Origin of the sequence: Bacteroides ovatus (assembly GCF_001314995.1) — a bacterium.
In the GTDB taxonomy this organism is placed as follows: Bacteria; Bacteroidota; Bacteroidia; order Bacteroidales; family Bacteroidaceae; genus Bacteroides; species Bacteroides ovatus.
The window spans coordinates 2,270,791-2,286,458 of the sequence record NZ_CP012938.1 but is presented as its reverse complement, the minus strand read 5'-3'; the positions used below and the strand labels follow the sequence as shown (position 1 = coordinate 2,286,458).

The following is a 15,668-nucleotide window of genomic DNA, read 5'->3' as shown; positions in this document are numbered from 1 at the left end:
ATGTATGAACGATTAAATTCATAAAACATGGCCTATATAGATTATTACAAGATTCTTGGAGTAGACAAAAGTGCTTCTCAGGATGATATCAAAAAGGCTTTTCGTAAGTTGGCCCGGAAATATCACCCTGATTTGAATCCTAATGACCCTAGTGCAAAGGATAAATTTCAGGAAATCAACGAAGCCAATGAAGTACTGAGTGACCCCGAGAAACGTAAAAAGTATGATGAGTACGGAGAACATTGGAAGCATGCCGATGAATTCGAAGCGCAGAAACGTGCACAGCAACAAGCCGGAGGCTTTGGCGGTGCAGGAGGTTTCGGCGGATTCGGCGGTGCGGGTCAGGGTTTCTCCGACGGTAACGGAACCTATTGGTATAGTTCCGATGGAGAAGGATTTTCCGGTGGCAACGCTAGTGGATTTTCTGATTTCTTCGAATCAATGTTCGGACATCGGGGAGGAAGAGGACAAGGTTCTGCGGGATTCCGCGGACAGGACTTTAATGCCGAACTTCATCTTTCCCTTCGTGATGCTGCTCAAACGCATAAGCAGATATTGACTGTAAATGGTAAACAGGTACGTATCACTATCCCTGCCGGTGTAGCCGACGGACAGGTTATTAAACTGAAAGGCTACGGAGCCGAAGGTGTCAACGGAGGACCTGCGGGGGACTTGTACATTACGTTCGTTATAGCCGAAGACCCGGTGTTCAAACGCCTGGGCGACGATCTGTACATAGATGTGGAGGTAGATCTTTACTCTGCCGTATTGGGAGGCGAGAAAGTAGTCGACACGCTGGACGGTAAAGTGAAACTGAAGATAAAACCGGAAACGCAGAACGGTACGAAAGTCCGTCTGAAAGGTAAAGGATTCCCGGTTTATAAGAAGGAAGGACAATTCGGTGACTTGATTGTGACCTATTCTGTCAAGATTCCTACGAACTTGACCGACAAACAGAAAGAGTTGTTCCGTCAATTACAGAGTATGAACTAAAATGAATGAGTACTATGCAGACCGAATTAATAATTGTCAGTGAATACTGTCACAAATGTCATATTGAGCCTTCATTCATCGAAATGTTGGAAGAGGGCGGTTTGATTAACGTGCATACCGAAGGCGGTGAACATTATCTGCTTTTGTCGGAACTCCCGAACGTGGAACGTTATAGCAGAATGTACTATGACTTATCCATCAACATGGAAGGTATCGATGCCATTCATCATTTGCTGGAAAGGATGGAAGATATGAGGCACGAAATGCGTTCGCTTCGCAAACAACTTTTGCTGTACCGGGAACGGGAAATAGAAGATATGGACTGGTAAAAAAATAGAGCCTCTGTTTGATTCGAACAGAGGCTCTATTTATAGTAAACGGAGGCTCTGATTCATTCAATCAGAGCCTCCGTTTTTTCAGGATGTTTATGCCGTTATTTTATAATACAATATACGTGCAAATCTCTTCCAGATAGCGTGCGTCGATAGTGTCGAAGCTATCCAATGTATCACTGTCGATATCCAGCACCCCGACAACTTTCCCCTGCTTGAGGATTGGTACTACTATTTCCGATTTCGAGTCCGAACTACAGGCTATGTGTCCGGGAAACTGCTCTACATCAGGAACAATCAGTGTACGGGCTTCTTTCCAAGCGGTTCCGCAAACTCCTCTGCCAAAGCGGATGCGAGTGCAGGCAATGGGGCCTTGAAACGGACCCAGTACGAGTTCTTCTTCTTTCACAAGGTAAAAGCCTACCCAGAAGAAACCGAAAGTCTGCTTTAAGGCTGCTACCATGTTGGCAAGATTGGCAATGAGATCTGCTTCCGTACTTACCAAAGCATGCAGTTGCGGAAGTAACTCCCGATACTTTTCTTCCTTGCTTCCTGTGTGGATGATTAAATTTTCTGCCATCTCTTTACTATTTGATTTGGTTCAGGATGCTCGGATCTTTTATCTTATCGTCTTCTGCAAAGAAGATAATCTTAGTCAGTATCTCGGCAGTCTTCGGATCTTCATCTACGAAAGGCAGGAACAGGCGTCCGCGATTTTGCGAATGTACCGGAAGAACGGCTATCTGTGCACCACCTTCCTGATGGATCACACCGCTGCCCAGATGAATATTGTACTTACCCAGTTTACCTTCGATGTGAGCAAAACTTCCTTTTATTGTCACGTTCTTGAAATGAAACAACGGCATCGTCAGTTCCACCAGTACGCTGCGCATCTCGATGGTAGAGTGGCTGGTTTCCGGGGCAACGCTTCCGGCATGGGCTACGCTTACTGCCAGGTCTACGTCTCTCATTACTTCGGAGAAGATGACAGGAGGAATCTCCGAGATTTTCATCAACTTGTAGTCTTTGCGGCTATGGAAGCAGACATATTCCAATGTCGGAGCTTCGATATCGGCAGGAGAGAACCAGTCTGCCATGGCATAGATGGTGGCGATGATATTCTCTTTGTAATATATCTTTTGAAGGCCGTCTTCATAATCGGCTACCCAACGGCGCCCTTTCAGTACGGCAACCGTTTTCTGCGGTTGAATCTGATTGCCGGCATAGCGGCGGGATTGAGTGGCTTCTATTTCTTCCGGAGTCGGAACGTAAAGTTCGCGGAATACCTGTTTGAAAGGTTGGCGGATTGATTTATCGAACAGGAATTTTTGATAAGCATGCCAGTCTCCGCTTGTATACAGGTCTGTGGGGTGCGCGATGCGTAACTCGTCTTTCGGTTTTAACGGGAGGCAAACGGCATTCACTGTAATCAGCAATCCATCGGTGTAGAAGCCCGTCTGTCCGTTGCAGATGAAGACGAGATGTTTCAGTAATGGCCAGATAACAGGATTCTGCATCAGCTTGCGCAATTCGTTTTCTTCAAAATGGGTGCAGTCTTCCATCGCCTGTTCCAGCATGATGCGCGAACGGGTGTACTGGTCTTTCAGCTTTTTGTGTACTGCTTTCAGTTCTTCTATATACGGATGCTTTTTCAGCTTGGCACGCATGCTGTTGAGCTCTTTGCCGTCTTTGATTTGCTTAATCTCCGATTTACCTTCCTCGTTGATTTGTACATACACTTCTACGCCGTCTATCTCTTTGGGGGACAGGTAGGGAAGAAGTTCTTTAATCAGTTCGGTTTCCATGCTCCAGGTCAGGCGGGTAACGTCTCCGTAACCGGAGTTGCGTGCCAGGTTTTGCAGAGCGATGTTTACCGCTTTCTTTTCGCTTTCCTGTCTTTGAGCACCGAATTCCTTGCTCTCTTTCAGGAACTTTTGCAGGTATTGATAACGATCCAGCAGTTCTTTATCCGGCTTCCGTCCCAATGGGATGAGGCCGTAGCTCATCAATAAGTCTTTGTTGCGCTTGGCTATTATTTCTTTCTTTATATCTGCCGCCTTCACTGCACCGTTGGTAGCATCGGCAAACTTACGGGCACGGGTATGGCTGTTGCTGCATGAAATATATTTGGCGGCATTGTAGACCACTTCGAAGCGTTGCTTGCCAATTGTCTTAAATGCATCTTTGAACCAGTCGATGTCAAAAGCACCTTCCCGCAGGTCATCTACGTCGATGGGGGTGTAGCGGGCGATAATCGCTTTCTTCTTGTCGTCACACGTTTCATTGGTGTGGGCGTGGAAATAATAGGCTGCACTTGTCAGTCCTTTCCAGCCTATTGCCTTTTCAGTCAGTTCAATCCATTGTGGGGCGAACATGGCGGCTTCTACCAGTCGCTCGTCGCTGATTTCGGCTTGTTTCGCCAGTTTCTTCAGATTCTCGCTGGTGTCCGTAGGCAGGGGATGACAAGCATGGAGCAGACTGCTCAATACACCCCGTTTGGTGCTGCCCCAGTTGTAACTGTCACGTATGAAAGTATCTTTGCCGAATGCTTGCAGAATACGGATAAATGTTTCAGCTCCATAGACGTAGCTTAGTTCTTCTGCAAGGGAGGTGACTTGTGTCTCGGAGTCTCCACGTTTTAATTCAATTTCAAGAATCCGGTCTACCACCTTTTGGGCGAGGGAACGGAAGAGGGAGAAGTCGATGTTTTTGATATCGGCGTATCTTTCTTTTTCCTTGTTGAAACGAACGTTGTCGTTCAATACCATGGTGATTGCTTTGATCTGGCTGGGAGAGCTGATGCGTCCCATCATTTCACGGTATACTTCCTCTGTCGGGATGATTCCCAGCATCCAGGCACGGGCGAAGTCTGTGGCATGAAGATAAGAGTCTGTTTCCTCTAGTTCGGGGGTGTGCTCCATGTAGTTGGTGAGCTTATAAAGCTGATAGCGCACTGTGAAGTAACGGATAAATAGATCATCATTCATGGGCTTTTGAGGCATTTCGAGCCAGAAGTTCACGAATTTGTTGTTATGTATCGGATAAACGACCTGTTTTTCTCCGTATTCCAGTTTGTCCCGAAGCCATGCATGCTTACTGGTGTACTGGCGGAAGATGTTTTTGGTATTTAGCAAAGGCAATAGTTGGAGCAGCATATTGACGGCCAGGCGTTGATAGACGGCTTCATCTTTGTATTCGTATGCCAGTGCTTCGATGATGTCACTCATCTGTTCATAGTACGGCATCTTGCGGAGGTCTTTCTGCAATCCGCGGTAAGTGATGCCGGCATACATCCGGTTGACAAGCGGCTCAAAAGTATTACTTGATTTCTGGTCTGCCTTGATGTCTTCTTCATCTTCCTCGTCGGAGTCGTCTTCGTCTTTAGCGGTACCTGTCGATGCAAGCATGAAACTCATCATCAGCAATTTGTCGTAGCTTCCTATTTCTTCTTCGTAGAAGGCTTTCCACAATTCCGGGAATCCGAGTCCGCTCAATCCTCCGTAGTTGCTCCAGTTTATCAGGACACTGTTACCTACCAGACGTGCTTCTCCGTAACCATTTTTGAATTCTTCATTCTTGTAGGTTTCGATGTATTTGCTTAGTTTTTTGAAAACGAGTTTGGCCCTTCCAAAGCAGATGAATTCGAATGCTTTTTTAACGTTGAATCCTTTGTCCTGGGTAATTTCCGGCAGACTGACTTCAAGAGACGGATCGTACAGACCGAAACCGTTATCTTTGGTATAATGTTGTGTGACGCTCTCTTCTGTTCCATCGCCAATCAGAGATTCTATCAATACTTTTTCTTTCGGGTTCGGCTTCTGAATCTCTTTGACTGTCGGGATCAATTCCTGATAGATATCTTGCAGGAATTCTACATTGTGTATGGTCTTCATCATGTCCAATCCTGCCAGGCGGCGTTCGGCAACCTTGTCTGTTAGCAAGCGGCGGATGCTGTCGGCTAGCTGTTCTTTGGGCTGTTTCATCAGCAGATTGATAGCATGGATACGCATTTCGCTGTATTTGAAGCGCAGTAACTCTTCTACTTTCTGGTTTTGTTCGGGCGATAAGGTCATCTCGGACAATGCTTTATATGCTTCTTCACGCACATCTTGCGAACGGTCTCCCAGTGATTGCAGTACATATTCTTCCTGTAGCGGACTGGTCGGTGGAGCTAATACAACACCGATATAGCCTGCCCGCATATAAGTATCCAGAGAGGGCAGATAGCTGCAAAGATCGTCTTTCAATGCAGAATTATTAGTCATCCAGGTGATATATGCCATTTTGAGAACGATTTCCGAACGGGTGAGTTCTGTGCTTTCCCAAGGGAATACATAAGGAGAATAAATCTCTTTGGCAGAGATGGACTGATAGATTTGCTTCAGATATTCATAATGGCGGACCGCCTCTTCTTTGCTATCAAAATAGTCGTGGAGTGACGGGGCGTCTTTGTGCCCTCCGTACCGGCTAAGATAGAGACCGGACAGATACAACGGTAAGATAGCCGCCACCACCGACGGTTCCTTATACCATCTTTCAAAGGCATTTTTACTGATGCGGTGGTTCATGCCGGAGTATTGCGTACAGCGTAAGAAATAAAGTAATGTCTGTACCTGGTATTTAGCACCTTTCTTGATAATTTCCGGTACGAGCGTCTGAATCTCTTCCGTATTATAGAATCCGATGCTCCATAAAGCCAGATAGAGTTCGACTGTATCTTTGCTTTGAAGAGCACTGTGTGCTTGTTTCCGGTCGTTCAGAAAACGATGGATCAGTTCTACATATTTATTGGTGATACGTTCGCTGCTGTCTTGTTCTCCGATACCCGTACTGACTGCAATACCGCGTTTCACGGAAGCAAATCGTTGCAGGCCGTTGTCGCAGATGACCGAGAAAAGATGGAGATAACTTTCGGGACAACCTTCGTCCATCGTTTCCACGATAGCTTGGCGGAGACCCTCCTGTAACTTGGCTGCCAGAAGTAACTTCCCTTCCAGTTCCAGCAAGGGGCGGTATCCACTTACTGCGATAGCCTGGAGATGTCCCTGGTTGAGGCGGTTGGCGTTATTCTCACTGGTCAGCACATTGTTGAGGTATTCAATGACAGTCTGGTTGCCTTCTGCTATTTGGGCGGCCATCCAGTTTTGGCAGTTCATCGAATCCTTGTATGCTTCTATTTCTTCCGGAGTGTTTCCTCCGTTCAGTATGGCTTGAACCGTAAATCCGGTGGCGCGCAGTTTCAGAAACTGGGTCAGTGCATCTATAACGTGGCCGATATGCAGAAGAGGATTTGCCGACCGTTGTGACCGGCGCGAGTATCCGTGAGTGTACGGGCACCGTGCTTTGAGCTTCAGATAGGTGTGGAACAGGTGGGCGTACTCGTCTCCCAATAGATAGCGGAGTAGCTTGTTCAATTTACCATCGAAAAGATTGGCAACGCTTTTAATCTTCTCTTCTTGGATAATATAGATGATGCAAGGCTCTAATTTATCGCTGTATGCACCATACCGGGTATCCATGTTGAAGTATTGCATAAATACATCCAACAGTGCCATTGTCTCTTTGTCTAAACTGGTTCTCTTTTTCGTTAACCTTTCCAGGTACGGAGCAATCCGTTTATTTAATGCGTCATTGTAAATCAGTCTCATGATTCTTTTCGTTTTAAATGTGTTTTATAGGATAATGATTACCATAATCTTCCCGACAGCATAGCGAGCCGGATGAAGGTTAAGGTAGATTCTTCTTTAAGTTGGATGGGAGAGGATAGGTCTCCGGTTTCCGTATCATCCATGAAGATACGGAAAATTCCGTCCTCATAGGATTGCAAAGCATTGGTGATGGCTTCGACTTCTGCGGCAGGTTTGCCATTATAGTTTACTGCAAACCCTACTTTGCCGGAAGCTGTTTTATTTTCCACTTCTTCCTGTGTGAGGTATTTCAGCACTTCGCTCTGTTGCAAGCGTTCATTGTATTCGCAGACTTGCCAACTGACGATGGCTTCGATCAACCCCTGTACATTGACAGGCGGAACAGGAAAATCGATAGGAATCTTTTCGATACTACACTTTCGCTTTCCTAACTGTTTGATTTGGATATATACTCTCATATTCTCTTTATTGGGTGATCTGGATACTTGATGTAATGGCATTCAGATCGGTTTCAGCTTCTTCGTCATAGACAAGCATGACAATAGCAAAAGATCGTTTCTTGCTCTCTTGAAAGTAATGCAACGCTATTTGTTTTACATCCTCTCCCGGTTCATCAGGAGCCCCGATGTGCAGGGGATTCGTGATCTTTGTCATGGGGAGTCCGTTGATATTGACATTGCTTAGTTGGTAATCTTCTGACGGTTCCCCTTGTGCATTTCTTGGGAGAGTGAGTGATAACTCTTTCATGTGTTCAAACTCCTTCTGCGTGTCGTAGGTGAGGGCGGTAATCGTTAATTGATTCCCTCCGTTGACCAGCATGAGTAATGGAGGTTCCGCACCATCAATAATTCCTTTTGCTCCTGCTATTTTTATCCAGTTGGTAGGATACTGGCAACTGAATTTGGTGGCTGCATCATAATAAGATAGCCACGTATCGTCATTGCCGGCAGGCGTATATGCCGGAACTTTCCTGCTGGAAAGATTGTCCGTAGCATTCACAGTGGAATGATTACTGTTCTCGTTTTCCTCTTCCAGTTCACCATTCAGATAGGCTTCCACAATGCCGCTTTCCCATTCATTGCGTATCTCCGGGTAAAGAGGAGGAACGTTTTTGCACAGGATCATGAAGCTGAACAGGAATATACAGAATATACCAAGCTCCCCGATGATGGAGACAGTCCGCTGTGCATCGGGTTTCTCGAACTTGTAGCCGACCACATATATAATTCCCAGAACAAACCCGCTTAACAACCCGCCAATATGGGCGGCATTATCAATGCCGGCTTTCATCCCGTAAACCAGATTATACCCCACAAAAATGAGGATGCTGGCTAACAATGCCTTTCGTTGTTCTTTGGCGATGCGATGAAAGAGGAGGAATGCAAGGAATATACCGTAAAGTCCGAAGATAGATCCGGAAGCTCCGGCGCTGATTGTCTCACCGTGCATATACAGGCTGAATGCAGCCGAACATAATCCGGTTAGCAGGTATGAAACGAACATACGGCGTCCTCCTATCAGTTCTTCCAACAGAAGTCCTACATACATGAAAGCATACATGTTCATCAGGAGATGGAAAGCTCCGATATGTATGAAGTTGCAAGTCACTGTGCGCCACCAGTCACCGGTCAGAGTCAGCGGTCCGAAGTCGGCTCCCCATTTCAGTAGTGACAGAGTGGAAGGAGACATAATACCCACTCCGGAAGCAATCATTACAATGAATACAAGAATATTGATGTCTATCAGGATGGGAGTTGCTATAAATCCTTTGCGGGGAATGAAGAAAGACAGGAAAGAGTTCCTCTTCTTTTCTTCCTCTATGTAGGCTTTTTCTTCTTCTGTGAGCGGGCGGTTGAACTCTTCTTCGAAATCTTTGGCCCTTTGGGCTAGTTCTTCCGGAGTGAGTGAGGCTTTTATTTCTTCCATTGTTTCCCGTAACTTCTGGATATTTTTTCTGTTCTTTCCATAATCAACAAATTGTACGGAAGAAGACTGACTGCGAACGGATACTTCCCCGTCACTTCCCTTTTCTATGGTAAAGGTTATTGCCTCTCCATGGGAGCGTATACTGAACGGGACTTCAAACCGGATTCCTTCCGGAGTTACTTCCTCGATATTCCACTCAAGTTTTTGAGAGGCTTCGAGAGCCAATATAAGGATTTCCGTGTTTGATAAACCTGGCAAATACAGTTTGGCATTATATGAAGGTTTGAGTGCCATATTTCTATCTCTATCTACATTCATCAATTAAAAAATTACTTATCTCACTGACAAATGTATAGAATAATAATGGAAAATAATAGAATATGACAAATAAAAAAAGCATCCATTTCGTAAGAAAGGATGCTTTTATCAGATTTAGTCGATTATTTGTTACTTTTTGTAGAACGCCAAATCTTCTTTGTCGAAGTTTTCGATGAAATTTGTATGCTTTTCTACTTCCGCTTCTGCATAGTTCAAATATACGTGTGCAGATTTGGAGAACAGTTCAGAAGACTTGCTGGCATCTTGAATCAGTAAGTGACACATGATAATATCAGCAGCCATTTCCACCAGTTTGCGAGCGGTGAAGTCAAGCAATTCCTGATCCTGTACTTCTTTCACAGCGTTGGTACTTGCTTCAAATTTGTCAGCCATCTTCTTCAGGCGAGACATCAGCGGTTCCATTTCCGGTGAACAAGGAATGGCCTCAAACTCGCGGATAGTAGCGATGTAAGAACCATTAGTCACGTAACGGATAGCGGCTACAGTCTGCAACTGGGTAGTTCCTTCGTAGATGCTGGTGATACGTGCGTCGCGATAGATGCGTTGGCAAGCATATTCCATCATGAATCCTGAACCACCGTGAATCTGGATACAGTCATAAGCGTTCTGGTTAGCATATTCAGAGTTCATACCCTTAGCCAGCGGAGTAAAGCTGTCTGCTAGTTTGGCGTATTTTTTCTGTTCCTGACGTTCTTCCGGAGTCAGTTTACGTTCGCGGGAAATATCATCCAATGCTTTGTAAATGTCTACGTAGCGAGCTGTTTGATACAGCAAAGCACGTCCGGCATCCAACTTACCTTTCATGATAGCCAGCATATCGTATACTGCCGGGAATTCGATGATTGCTTTACCGAATTGCTTACGGTCTTTAGCATAAGCCAATCCCTCATTGTAAGCAGCTTGGCTCAATCCTACGGACTGCGCAGCAATACCCAGACGGGCACCGTTCATTAAAGCCATAACGTATTTAATCAAACCGAGTTTGCGGTCACCGCAAAGTTCAGCTTTAGCATTCTTATACACCAGTTCGCAAGTAGGAGAACCGTGGATACCGAGTTTGTTTTCGATACGACGTACGTTCACACCACCCTCATTCTTGTCATAGATGAACATAGAAAGACCACGACCGTCTCTTGTACCTTCTTCCGAACGAGCCAATACCAAGTGAAGATTAGCATCACCGTTTGTAATAAAACGTTTTACACCGTTCAGCAACCAGCAACCGTCTTTTTCGCTATAAGTTGCTTTCAGCATAACTGCCTGTAAGTCGGAACCTGCATCCGGTTCGGTCAAGTCCATAGACATCGTTTCACCTTGGCATACGCGAGGAATGAAACGGCTGTGTTGGTCAGCGTTACCGAATTCGTACAGTGTTTCAATACAGTCCTGCAAAGACCAGATATTTCCGAAACCGGCGTCGGCAGCAGCCACGATTTCTGCACACATGGTGTACGGAGTGATCGGGAAGTTCAAACCGCCGAATCTGCGTGGCATGGTCATACCGTTCAGGCCGGCTTTCACCATAGCGTCCAGGTTCTGTTTGGTTCCGGAAGCATATTCTACGCGACCGTTAGCACAGTGAGGACCTTCTTCGTCTACACCTTCTGCGTTAGCAGCAATGATTTCTCCTGTGATTTCTCCTGTAATCTCCAATACTTTGTCGTAAGAGTCTACAGCATCTTCGAAGTCCAGCGGAGCGTAGTCGAATTCATCTTTATCTCTGTAATTGCGTTCTTTGAGTTCGCAAATACGTTTCATCATCGGATTGTTCAAGTGAAACTTGAGTTCCGGTATGTCTGTATAATAATTAGCCATCTTTCCTTACTTGCTATTTTGTTTATAATACTTAATCATCTTCGGCACAACTTCTTCGATACTTCCGTTGATTACGTAATCGGCAATCGTATTGATCGGAGCATCCGGATCGTTGTTAATGGAGATGATGATACCACTTTCCTGCATACCGGCGATATGCTGAATCTGTCCGGAGATACCGCAAGCGATGTAGAGTTTTGGACGAACCGTAACACCAGTCTGACCGATCTGACGATCATGGTCTGCGAAACCAGCGTCAACAGCAGCACGGCTGGCACCTACTTCTGCGTGAAGTTCTTTAGCGAGGTCGAACAATAGGTTGAAGTTTTCTTTCGAACCTACACCGTAACCACCGGCTATGATGATCGGAGAACCTTTCAGGTTGTTCTTTGCCTTTTCTACATGGCGTTCGATGACTTTCACTACATAGTCCGTGTCGGCTACATACTTTTTCACGTCGTGACGGATTACTTCTCCCTGATAAGTCGGAGAGAGGATTTCTTTCTTCATCACACCTTCGCGAACGGTTGCCATCTGCGGGCGGTGTTCCGGGTTCACAATCGTAGCAACGATGTTACCACCGAATGCCGGACGGATTTGATATAACAGGTTCTTATAAGTCTTACCTTCTTTTTTGTCTTCGTGGTCACCGATTTCAAGTGAAGTACAGTCGGCAGTCAATCCGCTGGTCAGAGCAGAAGAAACGCGCGGACCGAGGTCACGACCGATAACGGTAGCACCCATCAAACAGATTTGCGGTTGCTCTTCTTTGAAGAGGTTCACCAGGATAGCTGTGTGAGGAAGTGATGTATAAGGGTAAAGGCCTTCACCGTCGAAAACGTGAAGTTTATCTACTCCGTAAGGAAGGATTTGTTTTTCAATATCTTTGAGGCCGCTTCCGGCAACTACAGCTTCGAGCTGACAGTTCAACTGGTTGGCTAACGAACGACCTTTGGTCAGAAGTTCGAGGCTAACGTCTGCAACGTTACCTTCTTCTATTTCGCAATATACAAATAAGTTATTCATGATTATCCGATGGTGTGGTTAGCTAATAGTTCAACAATCAGGTCTTCCACGTCACGGTCGCTGCCGCTGATGGTTTTGCTCTCTTTAGCCTGGAACACGATGTTCTGGATGGCTTTCACTTTTGTCGGCGAACCGGACAGACCGCATTGTGCAAGGTCACCGTTTACGTCGGCTACACTCCATTCTACCAGATTCAAATAATCACGCTTGTCATACAAATCGGTATAATCAAGGTTACCTTGTTGTTTTTCGGTAACTGTTTTGGCGTGTTTGTATTTCTGAACCAGTTTCGCATTGCGCGGACGGCAAGGAGCGGCAGAACCGTTTACGGTAATCACGATAGGCAGCGGACCCTCTACAGTTTCTACACCACCGTCGATATGACGTTTCACCTTGATTTTACCATCGCCCACTTCCAGAATTTCTTCTGCGTATGTGATTTGCGTCAATCCTAGCTTCTCTGCTACCTGCGGACCTACTTGCGCCGTGTCACCGTCGATAGCCTGACGACCACCAATGATAATGTCGCAATCACCGATTTTGCGGATGGCAGTAGCCAATGCGTAAGACGTAGCCAGTGTATCTGCACCAGCGAAAGCACGGTCGGTCAGCAAGTAACCGTTATCTGCGCCACGGAAAAGTCCTTCACGAATAATGTCGGCTGCCCGTCCCGGTCCCATGGTCAGGATGGTTACGGTAGAGCCTGGATGAGCATCTTTCAGTCGAAGAGCTTGCTCGAGAGCATTCAGGTCTTCGGGGTTGAAGATAGCGGGAAGTGCCGCGCGGTTAATCGTCCCGTCGGCTTTCATGGCATCTTTCCCAACATTACGTGTGTCAGGAACTTGTTTTGCCAATACAACAATTTTCAAACTCATGCTATAAATTTTAGTATTAGTATTTCTACAAGTTAGCAGCCAGTAGTCAAGTAGTAATATCTTGCTATCCAAACTATCCGGTTAACTATCAGCGTGCAAATTTACTCAAACGCTTGGTTCTGACAAGAAATCCGAGTAAAAAATGCACAGGTTTAAGATTTTTGAGCAAAAGAGGAGGGTTTTTATAGATTTAATTCAGGGTTGACAAAGCGTTTATGGGCAGTCTGCCGGATTGTCCGGCAGACTGTTGATGAATTCCGGATTATTTGATAAGTTCGTAATAATGTGCATTCGTGAAATTATCATTCTTGAAAATAGCCTTTTGCATAATTCCTACTTTCGTGAATCCCACTTTCTCTAATACCCGCATGGATGGGGAGTTATGCTCAAATACGACTGCGAATACACGTACCTTATCAGTGTGTTCGAAATAATAGTTGATGGCTTCTTTCAGGGCGTCAGTAACGATTCCCTGGTTCCAGAAAGGTTCTCCAATCCAGTAGCCTACTTCTGTACTAAAACGTTCTACATCCGTAGCGGGTACAAAACCGATACTTCCAACTGCTTCTCCGTTTACCTCAATGCAGAAATCTTGAATGTTTTCTTTCGCTTGTACCATAGAGAGAAAAACGTTAGCATCTTCCTGACTATAAGGATAGGGGAGACCGTCACGACAGTTATCCCAAATATTCTTGTTATTGAGATATTGGGCTAATGATGCTACATCTTCGGTTTGCCAGGTACGGAGAGTATAGTTTTTCTTCTGCACAATAATTCCTGTTTTTTGTACCATATCATCTATTATTGTATCCCAATTTCAGCTAACCCCATCGGTTCACCGTCATGTATCATCCGTGTTGCTTTCAACTGAATGTAGCGAGCCTTGACCGGAGTAAAGTAAACCGATTGCAAAATCGGATTGCTCTTTATATTGGAAAATTCATCTTTGGCTACTACCTGGTTGACCGCATTACTGTCCGTACCTACAGATATTTCGTAGGCTGCGATCAACCCTTTATTATATTCACTTTGGTCGGGGAGATAGTGGAATGAGGTAATCGTGCGTTCTTCTCCCAAGTCAATCAATAGTGTATTTCCATTGATGAAACAGGTGGTCTGGTCGTTTTTATCCATGCCTTTCTGTGCTTCCTCTACATCTACTCCAACAAGAGTGAACGGGTAACTTTTCAGTTCTGCAGCTTTCGCTGTGTATGTATCCGAAGTCTCTCCTGCATAATATGCTTCAATGTTATTAATACAGAGACAAGCCCGTGAATCCGTGAAGCGGACACGAATCTTATCCGTAGTGATTGTTTCGAAACGAAGGAGCCGTTTATATCCGATAGTGGTAGTCTCCTCATTGAGCTTTACTGGGAGCCATTCGCCTGCCTGGTTATATTCTACAACGAATGATTTGACACGTTGTCCGAGAGGAATATATTCCTGCAACATCATACGGTTGATCTTCTCTGCCTGAGGTAAATCGAATTCGATAGTGGCTGAAGTGACATCATCATTGGTAGCCCAATAAGTATCATAATCACCGTCGGTCACAGCTTTGGCGGAGAATGTTCTTCCACGTTCGTCCGATGCTTTGGGAGAGAGTCCCGCCAGCAGATTGTGTGCCAGTTGTTTTTGTACATTCTGGTGGAAGTTTACGGCATTGGCAGAGTCAGTAGGGTGAATCAATCCGTCACGGTCTACCGGGAAGTTTAATAATAGCGTTGCGTTATGTCCTACGCTGCGGTAATATAAATCAGTCAGTTCGTCTACTGTTTTCACACGGTCGTCTTCTTCCGGATGATAAAACCATCCCGGACGGATGGAAACATCACACTCGGCAGCTACCCATAGGTTACCATCGGCATGACCATATTGCAGTTCACGATACTTGGGATAGCCCGGATAAACTTCTCCTGCACGAAGAAAAGACCAGTTAGTAGCTCCGGCAAATCCGTGTTCGTTGCCTACCCAACGACAGCCCGGACCTCCATCCGAGAAGATAACAGCTTGTGGCTGTAACTCATCAATCATCTTGTAAGCTCGCGGATAGTTATAATAAGTCTTGCGGTCGATTGTACGGCTGTCTTTTGCTCCGCCATACCAGCCGTCTCCACCGTTGGCACCATCAAACCAGATTTCAAATACGTCACCGTAGTTGGTCAGCAGTTCGTTGAGTTGTTTATAGAAGTATTCTACATATTCGGGAGAACCATAATTGGCCTGATGCCTGTCCCAGGGCGAGAGATAGACTGCGAATTTAATGCCATACTTTTTGCAGGCATCCGACAGTTCGCGGACAATGTCTCCTTTTCCGTCTTTGTACGGAGTGTTGCGGATACAGTACTCTGTCAGTTGCGTAGGCCACAGACAGAATCCATCGTGATGTTTCGCTGTCAGGATCACTCCTTTCATGCCGGATTTGACAAATGTCTGTACCCATTGCTCACAGTCCAGACGGGTAGGGTTGAATGTTTTAGGATCGGAGTCTCCATATCCCCATTCACGGTCGTTGAATGTGTTAAGTCCGAAGTGTACAAATGCATACGTTTCCATTTTTTGCCATTCCACCTGTTTGGCTTCGGGAATGGGTAAGATAGCTTCCGGTGCTTTTACCGAATTACAGGCACTTAGTAGAAAAAGACCTGTTGCGAAGATAAGAAAGTGTTTTTTCATGGGGGTGTTTATTAGTTAATAATTGAATGTAAGAATCA

Annotated in this window: 11 protein-coding genes; 2 read left to right on the top strand and 9 right to left on the bottom strand. The window is 45.5% G+C overall.

Annotated features, from left to right (window positions below; translation table 11 throughout):
- Positions 1–27 precede the first annotated feature (27 nt).
- Both Bovatus_RS09100 and Bovatus_RS09095 read left to right on the top strand, forming a co-directional pair.
- The gene (locus tag Bovatus_RS09100) at positions 28–993 is read left to right on the top strand and encodes a DnaJ C-terminal domain-containing protein (protein WP_004301036.1); all 966 of its coding nucleotides are present in this window, start codon (positions 28–30) and stop codon (positions 991–993) included.
- Between the two features lie 14 nt (positions 994–1,007).
- Positions 1,008–1,322 carry a chaperone modulator CbpM gene (locus Bovatus_RS09095; protein ID WP_004307142.1) on the top strand — a complete coding sequence of 105 codons (315 nt, stop codon included), beginning with the start codon at positions 1,008–1,010 and terminating at the stop codon, positions 1,320–1,322.
- A gap of 109 nt (positions 1,323–1,431) precedes the next feature.
- Here the strand turns inward: Bovatus_RS09095 and Bovatus_RS09090 are convergent, their stop codons facing one another.
- From Bovatus_RS09090 to Bovatus_RS09050, 9 genes are all read right to left on the bottom strand, one after another.
- Entirely contained in the window at positions 1,432–1,905 is a 474-nt protein-coding gene (locus tag Bovatus_RS09090) for a GAF domain-containing protein (protein ID WP_004301034.1), read from the bottom strand.
- Positions 1,906–1,912: 7 nt separating this feature from the next.
- Positions 1,913–6,973: a DUF4132 domain-containing protein gene (locus tag Bovatus_RS09085; RefSeq protein ID WP_004301033.1), complete on the bottom strand. Its 5,061-nt coding sequence runs from the start codon at positions 6,971–6,973 to the stop codon at positions 1,913–1,915.
- A 38-nt stretch (positions 6,974–7,011) separates the two neighbouring features.
- Positions 7,012–7,431 carry a hypothetical protein gene (locus tag Bovatus_RS09080; protein ID WP_004301032.1) on the bottom strand — a complete coding sequence of 140 codons (420 nt, stop codon included), beginning with the start codon at positions 7,429–7,431 and terminating at the stop codon, positions 7,012–7,014.
- Between the two features lie 7 nt (positions 7,432–7,438).
- Entirely contained in the window at positions 7,439–9,193 is a 1,755-nt protein-coding gene (locus tag Bovatus_RS09075; protein ID WP_044918781.1) for a rhomboid family intramembrane serine protease, read from the bottom strand.
- 153 nt (positions 9,194–9,346) lie between these two features.
- On the bottom strand, positions 9,347–11,053 hold the full coding sequence (locus Bovatus_RS09070; protein ID WP_004301030.1) for an acyl-CoA dehydrogenase family protein: 1,707 nt from the start codon (positions 11,051–11,053) through the stop codon (positions 9,347–9,349).
- Between the two features lie 6 nt (positions 11,054–11,059).
- Complete coding sequence (locus Bovatus_RS09065; RefSeq protein WP_004301029.1) at positions 11,060–12,079, bottom strand: electron transfer flavoprotein subunit alpha/FixB family protein; 1,020 nt, start codon at positions 12,077–12,079, stop codon at positions 11,060–11,062.
- Positions 12,080–12,081: 2 nt separating this feature from the next.
- Positions 12,082–12,954, bottom strand: coding sequence for an electron transfer flavoprotein subunit beta/FixA family protein (locus Bovatus_RS09060; protein ID WP_004301028.1), 873 nt, complete (start codon positions 12,952–12,954; stop codon positions 12,082–12,084).
- Between the two features lie 262 nt (positions 12,955–13,216).
- Positions 13,217–13,747: a GNAT family N-acetyltransferase gene (locus Bovatus_RS09055; RefSeq protein WP_004301027.1), complete on the bottom strand. Its 531-nt coding sequence runs from the start codon at positions 13,745–13,747 to the stop codon at positions 13,217–13,219.
- Between the two features lie 8 nt (positions 13,748–13,755).
- Positions 13,756–15,630: an alpha-L-fucosidase gene (locus Bovatus_RS09050; protein ID WP_004301026.1), complete on the bottom strand. Its 1,875-nt coding sequence runs from the start codon at positions 15,628–15,630 to the stop codon at positions 13,756–13,758.
- Positions 15,631–15,668 lie beyond the last annotated feature (38 nt).

Coding starts and splice junctions, on each gene's coding strand:
- Bovatus_RS09050 (WP_004301026.1), bottom strand. CDS start 15,630: ATGAAAAAACACTTTCTTATCTTCGCAACAGGTCTTTTTCTACTAAGT.
- Bovatus_RS09065 (WP_004301029.1), bottom strand. CDS start 12,079: ATGAATAACTTATTTGTATATTGCGAAATAGAAGAAGGTAACGTTGCA.
- Bovatus_RS09070 (WP_004301030.1), bottom strand. CDS start 11,053: ATGGCTAATTATTATACAGACATACCGGAACTCAAGTTTCACTTGAAC.
- Bovatus_RS09085 (WP_004301033.1), bottom strand. CDS start 6,973: ATGAGACTGATTTACAATGACGCATTAAATAAACGGATTGCTCCGTAC.
- Bovatus_RS09075 (WP_044918781.1), bottom strand. CDS start 9,193: ATGGCACTCAAACCTTCATATAATGCCAAACTGTATTTGCCAGGTTTA.
- Bovatus_RS09095 (WP_004307142.1), top strand. CDS start 1,008: ATGCAGACCGAATTAATAATTGTCAGTGAATACTGTCACAAATGTCAT.
- Bovatus_RS09090 (WP_004301034.1), bottom strand. CDS start 1,905: ATGGCAGAAAATTTAATCATCCACACAGGAAGCAAGGAAGAAAAGTAT.
- Bovatus_RS09060 (WP_004301028.1), bottom strand. CDS start 12,954: ATGAGTTTGAAAATTGTTGTATTGGCAAAACAAGTTCCTGACACACGT.
- Bovatus_RS09100 (WP_004301036.1), top strand. CDS start 28: ATGGCCTATATAGATTATTACAAGATTCTTGGAGTAGACAAAAGTGCT.
- Bovatus_RS09080 (WP_004301032.1), bottom strand. CDS start 7,431: ATGAGAGTATATATCCAAATCAAACAGTTAGGAAAGCGAAAGTGTAGT.
- Bovatus_RS09055 (WP_004301027.1), bottom strand. CDS start 13,747: ATGGTACAAAAAACAGGAATTATTGTGCAGAAGAAAAACTATACTCTC.